At 29.4% G+C, this 20702-nt stretch carries 20 protein-coding genes; 13 read left to right on the plus strand and 7 right to left on the minus strand.

Annotation, left to right across the window (positions count from 1 at the left end):
- Positions 1 to 2 precede the first annotated feature (2 nt).
- From AAC008_RS02515 to AAC008_RS02550, 8 genes are read left to right on the plus strand one after another with little or no spacing between them, the layout of a single operon-like run.
- Positions 3 to 470, plus strand: coding sequence for a hypothetical protein (locus AAC008_RS02515; protein ID WP_339887222.1), 468 nt, complete (start codon positions 3 to 5; stop codon positions 468 to 470).
- Positions 471 to 502: 32 nt separating this feature from the next.
- A complete protein-coding gene (locus AAC008_RS02520; protein WP_339887223.1) occupies positions 503 to 1960 on the plus strand; it encodes a polysaccharide biosynthesis C-terminal domain-containing protein in 1458 nt (485 codons plus the stop codon).
- Complete coding sequence (gene dut / locus AAC008_RS02525) at positions 1957 to 2391, plus strand: dUTP diphosphatase (protein ID WP_339887224.1); 435 nt, start codon at positions 1957 to 1959, stop codon at positions 2389 to 2391. The genes AAC008_RS02520 and dut overlap by 4 nt, the downstream gene beginning before the upstream one ends.
- Positions 2392 to 2450: 59 nt before the next feature.
- Complete coding sequence (locus AAC008_RS02530; RefSeq protein ID WP_339887225.1) at positions 2451 to 2765, plus strand: GIY-YIG nuclease family protein; 315 nt, start codon at positions 2451 to 2453, stop codon at positions 2763 to 2765.
- Positions 2766 to 2804: 39 nt separating this feature from the next.
- Positions 2805 to 3815: a sugar phosphate nucleotidyltransferase gene (locus AAC008_RS02535; RefSeq protein ID WP_339887226.1), complete on the plus strand. Its 1011-nt coding sequence runs from the start codon at positions 2805 to 2807 to the stop codon at positions 3813 to 3815.
- A 12-nt stretch (positions 3816 to 3827) separates the two neighbouring features.
- The gene (locus tag AAC008_RS02540; RefSeq protein WP_339887227.1) at positions 3828 to 5168 is read left to right on the plus strand and encodes a tetratricopeptide repeat protein; all 1341 of its coding nucleotides are present in this window, start codon (positions 3828 to 3830) and stop codon (positions 5166 to 5168) included.
- A 2-nt stretch (positions 5169 to 5170) separates the two neighbouring features.
- Positions 5171 to 5944, plus strand: coding sequence for a DUF4292 domain-containing protein (locus AAC008_RS02545; protein ID WP_339887228.1), 774 nt, complete (start codon positions 5171 to 5173; stop codon positions 5942 to 5944).
- The gene (locus tag AAC008_RS02550; RefSeq protein WP_339887230.1) at positions 5945 to 7237 is read left to right on the plus strand and encodes a peptidoglycan DD-metalloendopeptidase family protein; all 1293 of its coding nucleotides are present in this window, start codon (positions 5945 to 5947) and stop codon (positions 7235 to 7237) included. It abuts the gene before it with no gap.
- Between the two features lie 116 nt (positions 7238 to 7353).
- On the opposite strand, the gene AAC008_RS02555 is transcribed toward AAC008_RS02550, so the two are convergent.
- Positions 7354 to 7866 carry an acyl-CoA thioesterase gene (locus tag AAC008_RS02555; RefSeq protein WP_339887231.1) on the minus strand — a complete coding sequence of 171 codons (513 nt, stop codon included), beginning with the start codon at positions 7864 to 7866 and terminating at the stop codon, positions 7354 to 7356.
- A 64-nt stretch (positions 7867 to 7930) separates the two neighbouring features.
- A complete protein-coding gene (locus tag AAC008_RS02560; protein WP_339887232.1) occupies positions 7931 to 8869 on the minus strand; it encodes an SPOR domain-containing protein in 939 nt (312 codons plus the stop codon).
- Between the two features lie 145 nt (positions 8870 to 9014).
- Here AAC008_RS02560 and dprA point away from each other — a divergent pair, with 145 nt between their 5' ends.
- From dprA to AAC008_RS02575, 3 genes are all read left to right on the plus strand, one after another.
- Positions 9015 to 10121, plus strand: coding sequence for a DNA-processing protein DprA (gene dprA, locus AAC008_RS02565; protein WP_339887234.1), 1107 nt, complete (start codon positions 9015 to 9017; stop codon positions 10119 to 10121).
- A 49-nt stretch (positions 10122 to 10170) separates the two neighbouring features.
- Positions 10171 to 12744 (plus strand): phosphoenolpyruvate carboxylase, encoded by a 2574-nt coding sequence (locus tag AAC008_RS02570; RefSeq protein ID WP_339887236.1) that lies wholly within the window; start codon positions 10171 to 10173, stop codon positions 12742 to 12744.
- A gap of 170 nt (positions 12745 to 12914) precedes the next feature.
- Positions 12915 to 13562: a hypothetical protein gene (locus tag AAC008_RS02575; RefSeq protein ID WP_339887237.1), complete on the plus strand. Its 648-nt coding sequence runs from the start codon at positions 12915 to 12917 to the stop codon at positions 13560 to 13562.
- 92 nt (positions 13563 to 13654) lie between these two features.
- Here AAC008_RS02575 and trpS read toward each other — a convergent pair whose 3' ends face one another.
- Complete coding sequence (trpS, locus tag AAC008_RS02580; protein WP_339887238.1) at positions 13655 to 14623, minus strand: tryptophan--tRNA ligase; 969 nt, start codon at positions 14621 to 14623, stop codon at positions 13655 to 13657.
- A 116-nt stretch (positions 14624 to 14739) separates the two neighbouring features.
- On the opposite strand from trpS, the gene AAC008_RS02585 reads away from it, so the two are divergent.
- Positions 14740 to 15468, plus strand: a complete 729-nt coding sequence (locus AAC008_RS02585; RefSeq protein WP_339887239.1) for a lysophospholipid acyltransferase family protein — start codon at positions 14740 to 14742, stop codon at positions 15466 to 15468.
- Between the two features lie 98 nt (positions 15469 to 15566).
- On the opposite strand, the gene AAC008_RS02590 is transcribed toward AAC008_RS02585, so the two are convergent.
- The 4 genes from AAC008_RS02590 to recA all read right to left on the minus strand — a co-directional run bounded on the left by AAC008_RS02590 (position 15567) and on the right by recA (position 19143).
- Positions 15567 to 17087, minus strand: a complete 1521-nt coding sequence (locus AAC008_RS02590) for a hypothetical protein (protein ID WP_339887240.1) — start codon at positions 17085 to 17087, stop codon at positions 15567 to 15569.
- On the minus strand, positions 17084 to 17626 hold the full coding sequence (locus tag AAC008_RS02595) for a sigma-70 family RNA polymerase sigma factor (protein WP_339887241.1): 543 nt from the start codon (positions 17624 to 17626) through the stop codon (positions 17084 to 17086). The genes AAC008_RS02590 and AAC008_RS02595 overlap by 4 nt, the downstream gene beginning before the upstream one ends.
- A 12-nt stretch (positions 17627 to 17638) precedes the next feature.
- Positions 17639 to 18046 carry a hypothetical protein gene (locus tag AAC008_RS02600; RefSeq protein ID WP_339887242.1) on the minus strand — a complete coding sequence of 136 codons (408 nt, stop codon included), beginning with the start codon at positions 18044 to 18046 and terminating at the stop codon, positions 17639 to 17641.
- Positions 18047 to 18138: 92 nt separating this feature from the next.
- Complete coding sequence (recA, locus tag AAC008_RS02605) at positions 18139 to 19143, minus strand: recombinase RecA (protein WP_026717696.1); 1005 nt, start codon at positions 19141 to 19143, stop codon at positions 18139 to 18141.
- Positions 19144 to 19334: 191 nt separating this feature from the next.
- Between recA and AAC008_RS02610 the strand changes: the two genes are divergently transcribed.
- Complete coding sequence (locus AAC008_RS02610; RefSeq protein ID WP_339887243.1) at positions 19335 to 20693, plus strand: rhodanese-related sulfurtransferase; 1359 nt, start codon at positions 19335 to 19337, stop codon at positions 20691 to 20693.
- The last annotated feature ends 9 nt before the right edge of the window (positions 20694 to 20702 follow it).

Here is a 20702-nt window from a genome sequence, read left to right on the forward strand (position 1 = left end):
ATATGAAATTAATTATTGCACTTGTATTAATTGGATTAGTCTCTTGTTCAAACACAAAAGAATTTGAAATTCAAAAAGTTTCTGAAACAATTGACTCCGTTTATTTTCAAAAATGGGTTGCTGGTATTCAAGGTGGTGGAAGCGGTACCAATTTTCATGTAAATTTAAAAACTCCATTAGAAAAAGATCTAATTTTAGAAAAAGTTCAATTTGAATCTTTTGAAGCTTCATTTGTAAAAATTTCTGAAACAAGTTATATTGCTTATATAAGAACAAATTCTAATCAAAATGATTTAATTTTAGATGAAAATCCAGAAAAAGAATATGGAAACAAAGTATCTGTTGAAAATCTAAAACCCAATGAAGCTAATTTGTTTTTTACTAAAAACGGAAAAGAGTTTGTAAAAAATCTTCAGAACGTTAAAGAAAAACCAATGCTTGCATATCCTTCTGTAAAACCTAAAAATTAGTTACTTTTGCTTCAATATCAAAAACCAATACTTTGAGTGTATATAAAAGTCTTTTTAAACAAACCGCAATTTATGGCTTAGCAACAGTTCTGCCTAGAATGCTAAGTTTTTTATTGGTTAGACTGCATACAGATTTAATGCCTGCTTCAAATTATGGTGAAATAACTACTTTGTTGGCATATATGGTTTTTTTAAACGTGCTGCTTTCTTACGGTATGGAGACTTCTTTTTTTAGATTTTACAATAAAGAAGATGATAAAAAATCAGTAATTGAAACTTCTAGTATTTCTGTTTTTTGGAGTTCTTTAGCTTTTTTAACAGTTGCTTTACTATTTAGAAATAAGTTAGCAAACCTAATAGAAACAGATGTTGAATATGTAATATATGCGATTTGGATTTTAGTTTTTGATGCATTGAGTGTAATTCCTTTTGCAAAATTAAGAGCATTACAAAAACCCAAAGTATTTGCAATAATCAAGTTTATCAATGTTGGATTAAACCTAACGTTGAATGTATTCTTTTTATACTATCTTCCAAAAATAGCAAGTTCAAATCCTGATTCATTTTTAGGTTCTATCTACATCGAAGATTTTCAAATTGGTTATGTTTTCTTTGCAAATTTACTGGCAAGTTTAGTAACTTTAGTTTGTTTTATTCCTGATTATTTTAAGCTTAATTGGAAATTTAATTTAGACCTATGGAAGCAAATGCTAAAGTATGGATATCCTATTTTAATTGCTGGTTTAGCGTTTGGAGTTAATGAGCATTTAGATAAAATTTTACTAGATCTTTTTAATATTTCAAAAGCAGATATTGGTGCTTATGGTGCTTGTTATAAATTAGGATTATTTATGGTTTTATTCAGAACGGCTTATAGCTTAGGAATTGAACCTTTTTTCTTTAATCATGCTAAAGAAAAAAATGCAACTCAAACTTTCGCAGACATAACTAAGTATTTTGTTATTATTGGATCATTAATGACTCTTTGTATAATTGTGTTTATTGATGTTTTAAAAGTAATTTTAATAGATAATGATGAATATTGGCAAGCCATAAAAGTTGTGCCTTTAATTGTGTTAGCAAATTTCTTTTTAGGAATATATACAAACTTATCCGTTTGGTATAAACTTACAGACAAAACCAAAGTTGGAATGTATATTTCAATTGTTGGAGCTATAATTACATTAGCCTTAAACTTTATATTAATTCCGGTTTGGAGTTATATGGGAAGTGCAATTGCAACTATTTCGGCCTATGGAACAATGATGCTAATTTCATATTATCTAGGAAATAAGTATTATCCAATTCCTTATGATTTGAAGAAGATTCTAGGTTATTTAGGTTTAGCAATACTTTTATCTGGACTTTCTTTTTACATCCAAATCCTCAGAGAAACTTATATTTTTGGTATTTTAGCCATAATATTTTTCGGCTATTATATTTACAGAAACGAAAAAGAAGTTTTATTAAAAATTATCAAACGAAAATGAACATCAAAATAATAAACAAATCAAAACATTCATTACCTAATTACGAAACAATTGCTTCTGCAGGAATGGATTTACGTGCCAATTTATCAGAACCAATCACTATAAATTCATTAGAAAGAACCATTGTAAAAACAGGACTTTTCATTGAATTGCCAATAGGTTATGAAGCACAAGTTAGACCACGAAGTGGTTTAGCTGCCAAAAAAGGAATCACAGTTCTAAATTCACCAGGAACAGTTGATGCAGATTATCGTGGAGAAATCGGAGTAATTTTAGTAAATTTATCCAATGAACCTTTCGTAATCGAAAACGGTGAACGAATTGCTCAACTAATCATAGCCAAACACGAAAGAGCTGAATGGATTGAAGTTGAAGAATTATCTGAAACATCTCGTGGAGAAGGTGGTTTTGGAAGTACGGGAGTAAAATAAAATTCCTGCGAAGGCAGGAATCTCATGAATTGAAAACAAAATAGTTTTAATATAAAAACATGAAATTATGGTATATTTATATAATGACAAATAAACCGCAAGGAGTTATTTATATTGGAGTTACCGATAATTTGCACGAACGCGTTAAAGAGCATAAATTAAAAATATATCCAAATTCATTTACGGCTAAATATAATTGTGATAAACTAGTATATTTCGAGGAATGGGATGATGGGTTGGAAGCCTCTAAAAGAGAAAAGCAATTTAAAAAATGGAAAAGAGAATGGAAAATTAAACTAATTGAAGATATGAACCCATGGTGGATGGATATTAGTTTAAATTGGAATTTCAATTTCAATAAAATAAGAAAATAAAGTTTAACTAAAAAGATACCCGCATTCGCGGGCATGATTATGAAAATAATAGTACCAATGGCTGGTCGTGGTTCACGTCTTCGCCCACATACATTAACAATTCCAAAACCATTAATTCCGGTTGCAGGAAAACCAATCGTTCACAGATTAGTGGAAGATATTGCAGGAGTTTTAAACCAACCTATTGAAGAAGTAGCTTTTATCATTCACGAAAGTTTTGGTAAAAAAGTGGAAGAAGAATTAATTGCAATTGCTCAAAAATTAGGTGCAAAAGGAACCATTTATTATCAAAATGAAGCTTTAGGAACTGGTCACGCGATTATGTGTGCCAAAGATTCTTTAAGTGGACCAGCAGTTATTGCTTATGCTGACACTTTAATTCGTGCTGATTTTGATTTAGACAAAAATGCAGATAGCGTTATTTGGGTTAAACAAGTTGATAAACCAGAAGCTTTTGGAGTAGTAAACTTAAATGATAATGGAGAAATCATTGAATTAGTTGAAAAACCAAAAGAATTTGTTTCAGACTTAGCTGTGATTGGAATTTATTATTTCAAAGATGTAGCTGTTCTTAAAAATGAATTGCAATTAGTTATTGATAACAACATCATTCATGGTGGAGAATATCAAATTAATGACGGAATTAAGCAAATGATGGCAAAGGGCATGAAATTTGTACCAGGAAAAGTGGACGAATGGATGGATTGCGGAAACAAAGACGTAACTGTTGATACAAATACAAGAATGCTTGGTTTTTTACATAATGATGGAGAACATTTAATCGATTATAATGTAAAACAAGAAAACTCAACAATTATTCCTCCTTGTTATATTGGTGAAGATGTAGTTTTAATCAATGCTACAGTTGGACCAAATGTTTCTCTAGGAAAAGGATGTCATGTTATGGATTCAACAATTAAAAATAGTTTGGTTCAAACGCATTCACATATTAAAAACGCAAAATTAGATAATGCTATGATAGGAAATCATGCATCATTTGATGGGAATTTTACAAGTATTAGTATAGGAGATTATTCAGTTTTAGAATAAAAAAACAACTTAATGAATAGATTTATAACATTTTTGATGCTTTTTATAACTTTTGGTTATAATCAAGTATCTTTTGCTCAAGAAACGCCAAATCCAGAAGAAATTGCTGCGGTTGACGATGCTTTTGAAAATAATTTTTACGATGCTTTAACTCAAAAAGCTATTGAAAATTATGATAGAGCGATTATTTCTTTGCAAAAATGTTTAGATAAAGAAGCAAACAATCCAGTTATTTATCATGAATTAGGTAAGAATTATTTTGCTTTAAAAAACTATGCTGAAGCTCAAAATTCTTTTCAAAAAGCAATTGACTTAAATCCAAAAGAACGTTGGTATTGGAATGGTTTGTACGATGTTTTTTATGAAACAAAAGACTACAATAATGCTATTAGAATTGTGACTAAATTAATTGAATTCAATAAAGATTTTCAAGACGATTTAGTTTCGTTGTACATGTACACTAATCAAAAAGACAAAGCATTAGCATTGTTGAGTGACATGGAGCAAACCACAAATTTGTCTCAAACTATGGAGTATTACAAATTACAATTAGAAAGAACTCCAGAAATTAACAAACCTCAAAAAGACGATTTAGAAAAGGAAATTCAAAAAAATCCTTTGGTTGAACAAAACTATATTGATTTAATTTATCAATATTCCGAATCAAATAATGAAGAAAAAGCATTTGAAGTTGCCAAGAAATTAGCCGATAATATTCCAAATTCTGATTGGGCTCACGTAAGTTTAGTCAAGTTTTACTTGAATAATAATGATGGTCAAAATGCTTCAAATTCAATGTTTAAAGTTTTAGAAAGTGCTAAAATCGATATTAAAATAAAACATAGAGTTTTTAATGAGTTTCTGATTTTTGCATCCAATAATAATGAGTTTTTAAACAATTTAGAGAAAGCAATTACGTTGTTAGATAAAGACAGATCAATAAACGTAAACAAAGAGGTTGCTAAATATTTTCTAAAGAAAAACAAGTTAGACGAAGCTGTTTTCTATTTTGAAAAAAGTATAGAAAATCAACCAGAAGATTTTGAAAGTTTTGAGTTTTTAATGCAATTATTAGTCCAGAAAAAGCAATATGATAAAGTAGATAAATATGCTAATCAACAATTAGAACTATACCCAACTCAAGCCAGTTTGTATTTTTATTCTGGTATAGCTTTGTTGAATTTAAACAAAACCAAAGAAGCCATAAGTAAATTAGAAGAAGGTGTTGATTATGTTGTAGAGAATCCAAATTTGGAAAAAGAATTCTACACACAGTTAGCCAAATCTTATGAAAAATCAGGAGATTTAAAAAAGAAAGAAATGTATTTATCCAAAAGTCAAAACGTAAAATAATAATGAAGAAAGTTTTTCTATTCGTATTTCTTTCAGTGCTTTTTGTTTCTTGTAAAACAACTCAATTAACTTCCAATGCTAAAGCTTCAAAAGGAGTAAAAGTTGAGGAAATTGTAAAAGGGCACAACGATAATTTTAAAGACTTTTCTACGTTAAGCATAAGAACAGATGTAAAATATCAAGACATTAAAAACAGACAATCAATTAGTGCAGATATTAGAATTAAAAAAGATGAAATAATCTGGATTAATATTAAATTTTTAGGTTTTCCAGTAGCAAAAGCATTAATTACACCAACAAAAGTGAGTTATTACGAAAAAGTAAACGGCACTTATTTTGAAGGTGACTTTATATTATTAAGCAATTGGTTAGGAACAGGTTTGGATTTTGAAAAAGTTCAAAACTTATTGTTAGGAAAAGCTTTAGATGAAATTTCTAAAGAAGTTTTCGTGTCTCAAATAGTTGAGAATATGTATCAACTTTCTGAAAAAAAACCAAAAGACATACAAAAACAATATACTTTTGAAGCAGGAAGGTTTTTATTAAAAAAAGAGCTAATCACACAAGTTGCTGAAGAAAAGAGCTTAGAGATCAATTATATTTCTCATACACTTATTGATGATCACATCTTTCCCAAAGAAATGAACATTAAAGCAAGTCAAAAAAATGAAGTTTCAATAGATGTTGAATATAAAAAAGTTGAAATCAATCCAGAAATAACTTTTCCATTTTCGATTCCAGATAATTATGAACAAGTTGAGATTAAACAACAATAAATGAAGTCAAAAATAATTATTATAGTATTCCTTCTTTGCAGCACATTAAATTGGGCTCAAACCTCTAAGCAACAAGAATTAGAAGCTAGGAAAGAAAAAATCATAAATGCTATTCTTCAATACAATGGTTTACTAAATATTGAAAAGAAGAAAGAAAAATCGGTCTTAACAGAAATAAAAGAGAAAAATGCTAGGATTCAATTAAGTCAAAGCTTGATTACTACTAATGAAACTCAAGTCAAATATATTGCAAACGACATTTCTAAAAATCAAAATTTAATTAAAAGTCTAACTAAAGAGTTAGAAGTATTAAAGGCAGATTATGCTGGTATGATTGTAAAAGCATACAAAAGTCGTTCACAAAGTAGTAGGGTTATGTTTATTTTGTCTTCTCAGAATTTTTATCAAGCCTATAAGCGAATTCAGTATATGAAACAATATGCTGGTTTTAGAAAATCACAAGCAGAAGAAATTAAGATTAAGCAACAAAAATTAAATCAAGCAATTGTAACTCTAAAGTCAAAGAAAGAACAAAGAGAAAAAGTAATAGCCCAAACAGCTAAAGAAAAAGAAGAGTTAGAAAAACAAAAACAAGAAAAAGAAAAGCTTGTTAAAGTAATTCAGAAGGATAAAAAGAAGTACACAGCTGAAATTGACAAAAGAGAGAAAGAAAAAAGAGATATAGACAGACAAATAAAAAAGACTATTGCTGATGCGATTGCTGCAGCCAATAAAAAAGCAGCAGAAAAAGCTAAAGCAGAAGCGAAAAAGAACAATTCAAAAACATCGACAACTACGACAAGTACAGTAAAAACAGCACCAGTTTCAAGCAGTACAAGTAGTTCTAAATTTATTTTAACAGCAGAAGGCAAAGTAGATTCAGATAATTTTAAAGCCAATAGAGGTAAATTACCACTACCAGTAGAAAAAGGATATATTTCATCGCCTTATGGTGATCATCCTCATCCAGTTCATAAAAACTTAACTATACACAATAGTGGTATTGAGATTACTGCAGAATCGGGTTCATACGCAAGAGCTGTTTTTGGAGGAGAAGTAACACAAATACAAGTAATTCCAGGTACTAACAAGAAAATTGTATATATACTTCACGGTGATTTTTTCACCATCTATCAAGATCTTGATACTGTTTCTGTTTCAACAGGTGATAAAATTTCAATTAAACAAAAGATAGGTAAAATTGTAACAAATTCAAGTGGAACTGCAACTATGAAGTTTTTCATTACTCAGAACACTACAACTTTAAACCCATCCAGTTGGTTGAGCTTGTAAGGGAACATTAAACAAGTAGATTTCTATAACAGAAAACCCTTTCAGAGCTTTATACTCGAAAGGGTTTTTATATTCAATTTAATTTGTGCTAATTAGTGAAATTTGTGTATTAAAAATTACTCAGTAAACAAAGCTTTCAACTCAGTAGCATCATTTGGTTTCATTTTTCCAGCTAAGACTAAACTTAATTGTTTTCTTCTCAAAGCACCTTCAAAACGTTGTTTTTCTAATTCAGTTTCTGGAATTACAGCTGGAACTTCAACAGGTCTTCCTGTGTCATCTACAGCTACAAAAGTATAAATAGCTTCATTGGCTTTTGAACGATTTCCACTTTCTCTATCTTCAACCCAAACATCTAAATAAATTTCCATAGAAGAATTAAAAGCTCTTGAAATTTTTGCTTCAACAGTTACAACACTTCCTAAAGGAATAGATTTATTAAAAGCTACGTGATTGACACTTGCAGTAACCGTAATTCGTCTGCAATGACGTCTAGCAGCAATACTAGCCGCTCTGTCCATTCGAGCTAACAATTCACCACCAAATAAGTTGTTTAAAGGATTTGTTTCGCTTGGTAATACTAAATCAGTTAAAATAGTTAAGGATTGTGCCGCTTTTCTTGGTTCCATTCTTTTTTTTGGCAAAGATAAAGGAAATAAGATATTTTGAGCTTAAAATGTTGTTAAGAAAAAATTAATCAATTAATAACCATGCTTGATTATTAGATGAGTTTCTAACACTATCTAAAAAGGATTTTGCTTCACCATATTCAACAAAACTTTGAAAATAAACAGGATTCATTCCGTTATTGCTTTTTGGACCTAATTCAGCTTTAAAACCTTTTTGAATTAAATCAGCGTAAGCATTTTTAGCGTTTTGTTCGCTACTAAAAACTCCAGCCACTATGTGATATGGATAATTTTTAGTGTCTTCTTCAATGGCAATATTTACTTCAGGTAATGGTGCGCTAATAAAAAAAGTAGCTTCTTGAATTTTATCTTGTACTTTATTTTGAACAGATTTTTCAACTAATAAAATATCTTGTTCAATTTTAGTATCATAATATTGTTTGTAACCAAAAGTTCCAGCTAAACCAAAAAACAAAACAGCTGCAGCAGCATATTTTAGATAAGAATAATTTTTCTTCTTTTCTGGAGTAAAAATTATTGGTGCAACTTCTTCTAATTCTTCCACAATTTTTTTCAATTCCTCTCTTTTAATAGAAGGAGAAATAAAGTTAGATAAACCAAAAGAACTTGTTAGATAATTAGTGTTATTGATTGGCTCAAAAAACCAAGTCATTTCACTATAAAGTTTAATGTTTCCAATGTTTTCAATAGAAAGTGTTTCTCTTGATTGTAATTTTTCCATCCAAGAATTAACAACAGCTGAAATAGAAGTAACAGCTTCTTCGTAACTAATTTTTTCTGTTAATGAAATATGACTAGCCAATAACCCATCATTGTTTTTAATATTAGCATTAAAAGAAACAACTTTTGCGGGTGGATTGAAGGTAACAGCACTACCATTAAGCTGAGCAGACTGAATTTCGGTTAAAAAAGCACCAAAACCAGGAACTGTAACGCATTGGTAACGATACAACAAAGAAGATATGTGACTGTTAATATTCATAGTAGCAAAGAAAAAATTTTAAGTCATTAAAGCAAAACTTATCAGACTATATTTATTAACATTTGCTAAAGTTTTTTACAAAATGTTTATTAACAATGTTTTATAACTTCAAAAAAATATTTATTTTTGAAGCCAATTTATTTATATGAGCCAAACAGAATTATTTTACGCCTTATCCTTACTTCAAGTAGAAGGAGTTGGAGATGTTATTGCAAAGAAACTCATTAATCAATGTGGTTCTGCCGAAAAGATTTTCAAAGAGAAAACAACAACACTTCAAAAAATAGATGGTGTTGGAACTATTTTAACTAAAAAACTCAAAGACAAGTCTATCTTTGATAAAGCTTCAGCTGAATTAAAATTTATCGAAGATGAAAATATCCAAACATTATATTTTCAAGATAAATTATATCCTGAACGCTTGAAACATTGTATTGATAGTCCTTTAGTTTTATTTCAATCCGGAAACATTGATTTACAAAATCGAAAAATTATCAGTATTGTTGGAACAAGACAAATTACAAGTTACGGAACAGAATTTTGTAGAAAACTACTCGAAGATTTAGCACCTTTAAATCCAATAATTGTTAGTGGTTTTGCTTACGGTGTTGATATTGTTGCTCATCAAACAGCTATGGATTTAGGACTGCAAACCGTTGGTGTTTTAGCACATGGTTTAAACCAGATTTATCCAAAAGTTCATAAAAAGTATGTGACAAAAATGGAACAAAACGGTGGTTTTATTACTGAATTTTGGAGCACATCAAATCCTGAAAAGGAAAATTTTGTAAAAAGAAATAGAATTGTAGCCGGAATGTCGGAAGCAACTATTGTAATTGAAAGCGCAGAAAGAGGTGGATCATTAATTACAGCTATGCTAGCCAATGATTATAATAGAGATGTCTTTGCTGTTCCAGGAAGAGCTTCAGATAAATTGAGTCAAGGATGTAATAATTTAATTAAAACTCAAAGGGCTAATTTATTAACAAGTGCAGCTGATATAGTTTATATTCTAAATTGGGAATTGGAAAATGATAAAAAAACTAAATCGGTACAAAAACAACTCTTCGTTACTTTTGAGCCTGAAGAACAAAAAGTCTACGATTTCTTATTAAATAAAGGAAAACAAGAAATGGATATAATTGCCTTAGAATGTGATTTTCCAATTTTTAGAATTTCATCCATTTTATTAAACATGGAACTAAAAGGAGTCGTAAGACCTTTGCCAGGAAAATTGTTTGAAGCGATTTAATTAAAATTTGTGAATAATATAGTACCTTAGAGCAAAAGATTCTATTACTATGTACACCTTACCAAAAATTGAACGTTTTAACCAAAATGTAGCTTCAAAATATAATATTTACAACAGTGTTTTCATCACTTTACCTTTTGATGAAATAAACAATACAGGTGTTTTATTGCCTTTATTTGCAGAAGTATGCGAAAAAGGGTTTAAAAACAATCAAAGCCCAGAAGAGATTTTTGACGCTTTTGTTGCTAAATATTTAGACAATCCCACACAACAAGAAAAAGAAGCTTTAATGTTTCGTTTCATTCAGTATATTGAACGTCAAGTAGTGCTTTTTGATGCTATTGAAGATGCAGGTTTTGCTATGGTCAACAATTTGGAAGGAAAAGGTTCATTGCGAGATATGAAAGAAAATGCAGAACAAAAAAATAAGCAAGAAGAACTAAAAACTTTTTTAGAAAATTTTAAAATCAGAACAGTTTTAACGGCTCATCCAACTCAATTTTATCCAGGTTCTGTACTTGGAATTATTACAGACTTAACAAATGCAATAAGGCAAAACGACTTACATTCTATAAAAGAATTATTAGCTCAATTAGGAAAAACACCATTTATAAAACAAGAAAAACCAACCCCTTATGATGAGGCAGTTAGTTTAATTTGGTATTTGGAGAACGTTTTTTATGAAACAGCTGGTGCGATGATGCAATATATTCAGAAAAATATTTTAGATGGTGAATTACCCAAAAACGACATTTTAAATTTAGGATTTTGGCCAGGAGGTGATAGAGACGGAAACCCATTTGTTACTACAGAAATCACTTTAAAAGTTGCAGATAGATTAAGATCTTCTATTTTAAAAAATTATTATACTGATATCAGAAAATTAAAAAGAAAATTAACTTTCATAGGTGTTGATACTATAATTGCGGATATAGAAAATAAATTATACCGATCTGTTTTTTATTCTCAAGGTGAAATTTTCATCACTTTAGAAGAGTTGAAAGATAAATTATTGCAAGTTAAAATGTTGGTTTCAACCAAACATCAATCGCTTTATATTGACGAAATTGACTTATTATTGAATAAAGTAAACTTATTTGGATTTCATTTTGCGACTTTAGATATTCGTCAGAATAGTAGAATTCATGCACTAGTTTTTGAAGCGATTGTTTCAAACAAGAAAACTATTTTTCCAGAAAATTATCAAAGCCTTTCGGAAGACCAAAAGCTACAATTTTTATCAAACGTAACTTCAGATTTAGAAGAAAATGACTTTGAAGATGAAATTACAAAATCAACAATTGGTTCTATTCTAGCCATGAAAACCATTCAAGAAAATAATGGTGAAAAAGCATGTAATCGTTATATAATTAGTAATAATGAAAGTGCTTTACATGTTTTTGAAACCTTAAGTATGTTTTATTTATGTGGTTGGCAAAATCCTACGGTTGATATTGTGCCGCTTTTCGAATCTGTTGAAGATTTAGAAAAAGCAGATAAAGTCATGGAACAATTATATTCTAATCCAACTTATGCCAATCATTTGAAACAAAGAGGAAACGAACAAACCATAATGCTAGGATTTTCTGACGGAACAAAAGATGGTGGTTATTTGATGGCCAATTGGGGAATTTATAAAGCCAAAGAAGCACTGACAGCAATTTCAAGAAAATATGATGTAAAAGTCATGTTTTTTGACGGTCGTGGTGGACCACCTGCTCGTGGTGGTGGAAAAACAAATAAGTTTTATGCTTCACTTGGACCTACCATCGAAAATCAACAAATTCAATTAACCGTTCAAGGACAAACCATAAGTTCTAATTTTGGAACGGTTGATTCTTGTCGTTATAATTTAGAAAATTTATTGAGTGCTGGAGCTAGTAATAAGGTTTTTACTGAAAATGAAAATGAATTATCTGCTGACGAAAAAGTAATACTACAAAACCTTTCAGCAATTAGTTATCAAAAATATGTTGATTTTAAAAATCACGATATGTTTGTGCCTTATTTAGAAAGAATGAGTACGCTAAATTACTATGCCAAAACAAATATTGGAAGCCGTCCATCAAAAAGAAATCAATCGGATAAATTAGATTTTGCTGATTTGAGAGCGATTCCTTTTGTTGGTTCTTGGAGTCAATTGAAACAAAATGTTCCTGGTTTTTATGGTGTTGGAAGAGCTTTAAAAACTTACGAAGACAATAACGAATGGCAAAAAGTTTCCGATTTATACAACAATTCATTATTCTTTAAAACGTTGATTGAAAATAGTATGATGGCTTTAAGCAAATCGTTCTTCCCATTAACAGCTTACATGAAAAATGACAAAGAGTTTGGGGATTTTTGGCAGCTGATTTACACCGAATTTTTAGAAACAAAACGCTTGTTATTAAAACTTTCTGGCTACAAAGAACTAATGGAAAATTATCCTGACGGAAAAGCATCTGTAGAACTTCGTGAGAAAATTGTTTTACCTCTTTTAACGATTCAGCAATATGCTTTATTGAAAATAAAAGAGTTAAAAGAAAGCCCAAATCCAGATGAAAAACAAATTGCTATTTATGAGAAAATAGTAACGCGTTCGTTATTTGGAAATATTAATGCTAGTAGGAATTCGGCCTAAATTTATAATTACAAATATAAAAGAGATTCTGCATCAAGTTCAGAATGACAAAAGACTACGTAAATAATAAATTACAACGTCTATAAAAAAGTACAATATCAATAATTACTAAAAACATCAACCTCTGTCAAGCTGAACTTGATTCAGCTTCTAATAATTCTAAACATTTTATGAAAAAAGTTTTCTTATTACTTCTGTTTTTCACTTTGTTTAGTTGCAAAGAAAAAACCTATGAAGAATTAGAAGCAGAAGTTTTGTGTGATGTTTTGCCTGAAGTTGCTAAATATGAATTTATTCATTTTTCACATCTTATAAATATTCCACCACCACATGAACTTGATTCCTTGAAATATAATCGTAATCAAATTGATAGTTTAATTAGTATTGACCTTAATAATTGGAAAAAGTTTGAAATTTTAAGAAAGAAAAAGTCGGATAGTTTAGTCAATTTAATGAAAGATTATAAAAAAGTTGAAATAGGAATAATTGATACACTTAGATATATTCAAAAGTTGGGTATAGACAGTAAACTTTATAAGTTTGATTCACTAGATATTAGAAAATTGAATGTAAAAGAATTTACAAAATGTAACCTTAAAGTTAATTTAATAAACTATAAAGATACTTTTGAAGGTGAAGATAAAAATTCAGATAATCCATTATTATTTCTTACTAGAGTGTTAATTGATGAGAAAAAACAAAACGCCTATTTTTCTGTTTTAAAAATATATGGGACATATTATGTTTTTTGTGAATATTCCAAAGAAAAGCAAAAATGGATTGTAAAAGAAATAATTAATCAAGATGATTATTATTGAGATTTTGTTTCAAGTTCAGAATAACAAAAGAATAAGTTAATAATTATCATTAACATAAACCTTTGTCATGCTCAACTTGATTCAGCTTCTAACTAATATCCCAATTTTTCTCTTACTCTTTGAATAACTCCATTAGCAACAACACTTGCTTTTGCAGCACCATCCAATAATAACTTATCAACTTCTTCAGTGTTGTTGATGTAGTAATTGTATTTTTCTCTTACGGATGCAAATTTCTCTACAATTAATTCAAAAAGAGCTTGTTTTGCGTGTCCGTAACCATAATTTCCACCTAAATAATTGGCTCTCATGGCTTCAGTTTGTTCTGGTGAAGCTAATAATTTATATAATGTAAAACAGTTACATGTATCAGGGTTTTTTGGTTCTTCAAGTGGTGTGCTATCCGTTTCAATTCCCATGATTTGTTTGCGTAAAGCTTTATCATCTAAAAAGATATTGATGTAATTGTTAGCCGATTTACTCATTTTTCCACCATTTGTTCCAGGAACAATCATTGTGTTTTCATCGATTTTAGCTTCAGGCAACACAAAAGTTTCTCCCATTTGATGGTTAAAACGAGAAGCTACATCACGAGTAATTTCTAAATGTTGCAATTGGTCTTTTCCAACAGGAACAATATTGGCATCGTACAAAAGAATGTCAGCAGCCATAAGCATTGGATAAGAAAATAATCCAGCGTTTACATCTTCTAATCTATCTGATTTATCTTTAAACGAATGTGCTAATGTCAAACGTTGAAAAGGAAAGAAACAACTTAAATACCAAGACAATTCGGTTGTTTGTGGCACATCAGATTGACGGTAAAACGTAACTTTATTCACATCTAATCCACAAGCTAACCAAGCTGCAGCAGTGCTATATGTATTTTGACGAAGTGTTTTTCCATCTTTAATTTGCGTAATGGAATGTAAATCTGCAATAAATAAAAAGGATTGATCATCACTTTTTTCAGTCATTTCGATTGCAGGAATAATTGCGCCTAGTAAATTTCCTAGATGAGGTGTTCCAGTGCTTTGTACACCTGTTAATATTTTTGCCATTTCATTGTTCTTTTGCACAAAAGTAATGTTTTGTATTAAGATTATAAATGTTGGTTTAAGATTTTTTATTTTCAGTACATTTGAAAATATTTAATTTGAAAAAGAGAAATTTCGGAATGAAAATTTTTAAAATACTATTTTGGGTACTTTGGCGTATTTGGTTTTATGTTTTAATGTTTATTCCAATTTTGGTGATGCTACCTTTTTTGGTATTATCAATCATTAGTGAGAAAACGTATCCATATTTTTTTAAGATGGCTCGAATTTGGGCAAAATTTATTTTGTTTGGAATGGGTTTCTATTACAAAATAGAGTTTGATGAGGAATTTGAAAAAGGAAAAAGTTATATGTTGGTTTCCAATCATACTTCTATGACAGATATTATGTTGATGTTAGTAGTTGTAAAAAACAATCCTTTTGTTTTTGTTGGTAAAGCAGAATTAGCAAAAATTCCGTTATTTGGTTTTTTCTATAAACGAACATGCATTTTAGTAGATAGAAGTAATAGTAAAAGTCGTTTTAAGGTTTTTGAAATGGCTCAGCATAAAATTAATCAAGGACTTAGTGTTTGTATTTTTCCTGAAGGAGGTGTGCCTGATGATGAATCTATAGTGTTAGATGAATTTAAAGATGGTGCTTTTAGATTGGCTATAGAACATCAAATTCCGATTGTACCGATGACATTTTTAGATAATAAAAAACGCTTTTCATTTACTTTTCTAAGCGGAAGTACTGGAAAAATGCGAGTAAAAATTCATTCTTTTGTGGAGACCAAAGGATTAAAATTAACAGACAAAGCAGTTGTTAAAAAACAAGTTAGAGAAGCTATTTTAAAAGATCTTTAGATTTAAAAAAATAAAAAAAGCACTCGTGGCTAGAGTGCTTTTTCAGTTTCACCTTTATAGAAAGCATGAAACAACTTAACTAAATTTTTAACCAAAAATTAAAATTTATATGATAATCCAGAATATAGACCTATGAAATAGGGTTTAAAGTTTCCAGAATTATCAGTATATGTATTGTGTTGGTATTTAAACATTGGATTGAAATTGATATCAAAAGAATTAAAAAACGAATACTTAAAGCTAAAACCAACATTGCTACTAAAATGTACTTTATTTAAATTATTAGCTTCTCCAATTTCAATATCCATTCCATTTGAGATAAGCGAAACATTATTTTTATTTAGGAATAATGTACTCATACCTCCAACAAAATCAACGCCAAATTTTTTATCTAAAATTTTATAGCTTAATTCAACTGGTAATTCAATATATCCCATTTGTTGATTTAATTCGCCATCATATTTTTTAACATCATTTCCAAATTGATTTATTTCTAATGAAGAATTAGTTTCTGTGTTTTTGTTTTCGATATTTATCAAAGAACCTCTTTGGTTTTTACTTACGTTTTGAATTTCTCTTGCATTAGCATCTTGGTAAAAAACAACACCTTTGGTATCGTAATTTAGATTTACAGTGTTAAGGCCAGTTCTAAGGCTTATTTTATTGTTAATAGCATAACTAATACCTACACCGACGCTTAATTTATTGTTGTAACTTTTTTCATTTGATTCAAACTTAGTATCTAATGGTGAACCGTTAGACGACGAATTAAAATAAACGGGCGAAGCATTGCTGCTCACTGCCCATCTATTTCGCATCTCTTTTTCTTTTTCCTCAACATTTTTTCCCACCTCTTTTTCTTTAAGCAATTGCTCTAATGCATTAACCTCTGCAGAAATTTTTGCAACTAGAGAACTATCTTGAGTTATGTTATTAACTGACTCTTCAGTAATAGCAGAACTTTTTTTATCTTTTAAAACACCATTTATTTTATCAAAATCAATTTTGTTTTCAGATAAATTTGAATCTTTATTTTGAGTATTATTGTTATCAAATACTACAACATTAGGTTTTTTATCTTCTAAGTCAACACCATTGCCTTTGGTTATTTGATTAGAGTTTTCTTTATTTTTAATGTTATTTTTTGAAACAGAAACTAAATTATTAGATGTTTCTACTAATATATTTTTCTGTTTTTTATTGAATGTATTTTTACTTCGAGTTTCTTCTTTATTAATTGAATTATTTGGATTCGTACTGTTTTCATTTCCAGATAACATTACGTTTTCACCTTTATTTGATAAGTCATCAGTCTTAATAATTGATTTACTATTATTTTCCTGATTATTTTTATCAATAGAATTACTGTTTTTTTCTACTGTTGAGTTTTTAGTATTAATAGAAATAGAATCAGTATTAAAATAAGTATACATGTAGAAACCTAATAATAAAGATGCTGCAATGCCTGAAGTTTTAAACCAAAACGGAATAATTCTTCTTTTCTTTTTCTTTTCATTTAACCTTGCTTCAATGTTATTCCAAGCCATTTCTGGTGGAGCAACTTCAAAGTCTTTAAACTTTTCTTGAAATAAACGTTCTATGTTTTTTTGTTCTTTCATTTAATTTTTGGAATTGACATTTGATTGTTCAATTCTATTTTTTCTTTCAATATGGCTTTTGCTCTTGCTAAATTAGATTTAGATGTTCCTATATTTATATTTAGCATTTCAGCAATTTCTTTGTGTGAATAATCATCCATAACATAGAGATTAAAAACAAGTCTGTAACGATCAGGTAACTCTTGAATAATACGAGTTAAAAAATCTAATGTAATATTTTCTTCTTCAGATTCTACTTCTACTTCATCTGGATAATTTTCAGAAACAATTTCAAAAATACTTTGCGTTCTGTATTGTTGTAAAATATAATTTATTACAACTCTCTTTGCCCATCCTTCAAAAGAACCCTTGTGTTTAAACTGATGAATTTTGTCAAAAAGCAATAAAAACCCTTCTTGTAAATTATCTTGAGCCTCTTCATAATTTCTCGAATACTTTAAACAAACAGCAAATATTTTAGAAGACAATAGTCTATATAGTTGCTCTTTTGCTTTAGTATTGTTCTTAGTACATTCATGTATGAGTTGCTCTATTGACAAATTATATTTAAATTATTGTACGTCTATATCATATTCTAAAAAAGTATTACTTCCGTTTTCATCTACTCCAGACCAAAATTTGAAATGATAAATACCAAATTCAGTAGGTTTAAATTGTAAATCTACTTCATAGGATTCAGCACTCGCATCAATACAATTATCATCATTGAGTTTTATAGCTTCAATATTAACTGTTCTTGTAAACTCATCTGTATATTGGTAATTAAAACCATTAAACAAATGACAAGTAGTCGGTCTTCTATATGTAACCTTAATAGCACCCAATTGATTTAAAGGCCAATCTGAAGGAATTATTACAGATTCAATCGGCAAAGCAACAGATTCAGATTTTGGTTCATCATCCAAGCTACACGAAAGCACCATGGAAATCATTATCAGAAAAAAAACAAATCTCTTCATTTTGTTATTATGTTATAATTTATAGATTCAATTTATTGAAAAAGGTTGCGTTAAATATATAAAAAAACCCGAAAAAATTTCGGGCTTCTTTATTATGATTTATTTTCTGCTAAATATTCTTTAATTTTAACTTCCAATTCATCCATTAATTCTGGATTATCTTTTATCAATCCTTTAACAGCATCTCTTCCTTGACCAAGTTTTGTTTCCCCATAACTAAACCAAGAACCGCTTTTCTTTACGATTTCATATTCTACAGCTAAATCTAAAATTTCTCCTACTTTAGAAATTCCTTCACCATACATAATGTCAAATTCGGCAGTTCTAAAAGGGGGTGCAACTTTATTTTTAACGATTTTTACTTTTGTTCTATTTCCTATAACATTATCACCATCTTTAATTTGAGTAGAACGTCTAATGTCAATTCTCACAGATGCATAGAATTTCAAGGCATTTCCTCCTGTTGTAGTTTCTGGACTTCCAAACATTACTCCAATTTTATCTCTTAATTGGTTAATGAAGAAAACAGTACAATTTGTTTTATGAATCGTTCCTGTTAATTTTCTTAAGGCTTGTGACATTAAACGAGCATGTAATCCCATTTTTGAATCACCCATGTCGCCTTCAATCTCACTTTTTGGCGTTAAGGCAGCAACAGAGTCAATTACAACAATATCAATTGCTCCTGAACGAATTAAGTTTTCTGCAATTTCTAAGGCTTGCTCACCATTATCTGGTTGAGACATTATTAAATTATCAATATCAACACCTAATTTTTGAGCGTAAAAACGATCAAAAGCATGTTCGGCATCAATAAAAGCAGCAATTCCACCAGCTTTTTGAGCTTCAGCAATAGCATGTAGCGTTAAAGTCGTTTTACCAGAAGATTCTGGGCCATATACCTCAATAACTCTACCTCTTGGATATCCATTTACTCCTAAAGCAATGTCAATTCCAAGCGAGCCAGAAGAAATCGTTTCTATTTCTTCAACAGCAGAATCTCCCAATTTCATTACGGTTCCTTTTCCGTAAGTTTTGTCTAATTTATCTAATGTTAGCTGTAACGCTTTTAATTTGGCTTCTTTATCTGAACTCATAATTGCATATATTTTTCGTAAAAATACTGCTTTTTTTTGTTGTGCCAAAAATTGTTAATATGTTTTATTTTAGAATTTAAAATTTGATTTTTTATCAATTTTTTTACCTTTGCATAAATTCTTCCATTTAGAATTTTAAAAAAATATTTCTGTAACATCGCACTAAAGTGCGACGCAAATTAGTTTATAGCATGCAACTGTATAACACCTTAAGCGCAGAAGAAAGAGCTCAACTTATTGATGAAGCCGGTGAGCAAAGACTTACACTTTCTTTTTATGCTTACGCCAAAATTGATGACCCCAAAAAATTTAGAGATGATTTATTCGTAGCTTGGAATGCACTTAATGCACTTGGCCGAATTTACGTTGCCAACGAAGGAATAAATGCTCAAATGAGTATTCCTGCTGATAATCTTGAAGCTTTTCGCGATACGCTAGAAGTTTATGATTTTATGAAAGGCATTCGTTTGAATGTTGCCGTTGATCAAGATGATCATTCATTTTTAAAATTAACCATAAAAGTTCGTCACAAAATTGTAGCTGATGGCTTAAATGATGCAACTTTTGATGTAACCAATAAAGGAGTTCATTTAAGAGCAAAAGAATTCAATAAAATTTTAGAAGATCCAAACACTATTGTAGTAGATTTTAGAAATCACTATGAAAGTGAAGTTGGACATTTTAAAGGAGCAATTACTCCAGATGTTGAAACTTTTAGAGAAAGTTTGCCAATCATAAATGAACAATTAAAAGATTTTAAAGAAACAAAGAACCTTGTAATGTATTGCACAGGTGGAATTCGATGCGAAAAAGCAAGTGCTTACTACAAACATCAAGGGTTCAAAAATGTATTTCAATTAGAAGGTGGAATTATCCAATATGCCAAGCAAATTAAAGAAGAAAATTTGGAAAGCAAATTCATTGGAAAAAATTTCGTTTTTGATAATCGTTTAGGAGAAAGAATCACAGAAGATATAGTTTCGCAATGTCATCAATGTGGAAAACCTTGTGATAATCATACCAATTGTTATAATGATGGTTGTCACTTATTATTCATTCAATGTGATGAATGCAAAGCTGCAATGGAAAACTGTTGTTCATCAGAATGTTTAGAAACAACACACTTGCCTTTAGCAGAACAAGTTAAAATAAGACAAGGAAAACAAGTAGGAAATAAGGTCTTTAGAAAAGGAAAATCGGAAAATCTTAAATTCAAGCATTCAGGTGAATTAGGTGATGTTTCATTAGCAGTTGTTAGTAAAACGAAAGATATTCAAGAAAAAATAAAGGTAAAAAAAGTTTTAGTTGGTAAAGTTGAACACTATTATGTAAAAGCACAAGTTGGACTTTTTATTATCGAAAACAAAGATGTTAAACTTGGAGATAAAATAATAATTTCTGGACCAACAACAGGAAATCAAGAATTAGTTTTAGAAAAAATGCTAGTAAACGGACAAGAGATTTCAGAGGCTAAAAAAGGGGACAAAATTACTTTTGAAGTTCCTTTTAGAGTTCGACTTTCAGATAAATTATTTAAAATTCAAAACTAAAAAAGCGAG

This window comes from uncultured Flavobacterium sp. (assembly GCF_963975515.1).
Taxonomy (GTDB): domain Bacteria; phylum Bacteroidota; class Bacteroidia; order Flavobacteriales; family Flavobacteriaceae; genus Flavobacterium.

Excerpts from the sequence above, each read along its gene's own strand:
- trpS (WP_339887238.1), bottom strand. The coding sequence starts at position 14,623 with ATGGCAAAAATATTAACAGGTGTACAAAGCACTGGAACACCTCATCTA.
- AAC008_RS02545 (WP_339887228.1), top strand. The coding sequence starts at position 5,171 with ATGAAGAAAGTTTTTCTATTCGTATTTCTTTCAGTGCTTTTTGTTTCT.
- AAC008_RS02585 (WP_339887239.1), top strand. The coding sequence starts at position 14,740 with ATGAAAATTTTTAAAATACTATTTTGGGTACTTTGGCGTATTTGGTTT.
- AAC008_RS02515 (WP_339887222.1), top strand. The coding sequence starts at position 3 with ATGAAATTAATTATTGCACTTGTATTAATTGGATTAGTCTCTTGTTCA.
- AAC008_RS02550 (WP_339887230.1), top strand. The coding sequence starts at position 5,945 with ATGAAGTCAAAAATAATTATTATAGTATTCCTTCTTTGCAGCACATTA.
- dprA (WP_339887234.1), top strand. The coding sequence starts at position 9,015 with ATGAGCCAAACAGAATTATTTTACGCCTTATCCTTACTTCAAGTAGAA.
- dut (WP_339887224.1), top strand. The coding sequence starts at position 1,957 with ATGAACATCAAAATAATAAACAAATCAAAACATTCATTACCTAATTAC.
- AAC008_RS02610 (WP_339887243.1), top strand. The coding sequence starts at position 19,335 with ATGCAACTGTATAACACCTTAAGCGCAGAAGAAAGAGCTCAACTTATT.
- AAC008_RS02555 (WP_339887231.1), bottom strand. The coding sequence starts at position 7,866 with ATGGAACCAAGAAAAGCGGCACAATCCTTAACTATTTTAACTGATTTA.
- AAC008_RS02535 (WP_339887226.1), top strand. The coding sequence starts at position 2,805 with ATGAAAATAATAGTACCAATGGCTGGTCGTGGTTCACGTCTTCGCCCA.
- AAC008_RS02600 (WP_339887242.1), bottom strand. The coding sequence starts at position 18,046 with ATGAAGAGATTTGTTTTTTTTCTGATAATGATTTCCATGGTGCTTTCG.
- AAC008_RS02530 (WP_339887225.1), top strand. The coding sequence starts at position 2,451 with ATGAAATTATGGTATATTTATATAATGACAAATAAACCGCAAGGAGTT.
- AAC008_RS02590 (WP_339887240.1), bottom strand. The coding sequence starts at position 17,087 with ATGAAAGAACAAAAAAACATAGAACGTTTATTTCAAGAAAAGTTTAAA.
- AAC008_RS02570 (WP_339887236.1), top strand. The coding sequence starts at position 10,171 with ATGTACACCTTACCAAAAATTGAACGTTTTAACCAAAATGTAGCTTCA.
- AAC008_RS02560 (WP_339887232.1), bottom strand. The coding sequence starts at position 8,869 with ATGAATATTAACAGTCACATATCTTCTTTGTTGTATCGTTACCAATGC.
- recA (WP_026717696.1), bottom strand. The coding sequence starts at position 19,143 with ATGAGTTCAGATAAAGAAGCCAAATTAAAAGCGTTACAGCTAACATTA.
- AAC008_RS02575 (WP_339887237.1), top strand. The coding sequence starts at position 12,915 with ATGAAAAAAGTTTTCTTATTACTTCTGTTTTTCACTTTGTTTAGTTGC.
- AAC008_RS02540 (WP_339887227.1), top strand. The coding sequence starts at position 3,828 with ATGAATAGATTTATAACATTTTTGATGCTTTTTATAACTTTTGGTTAT.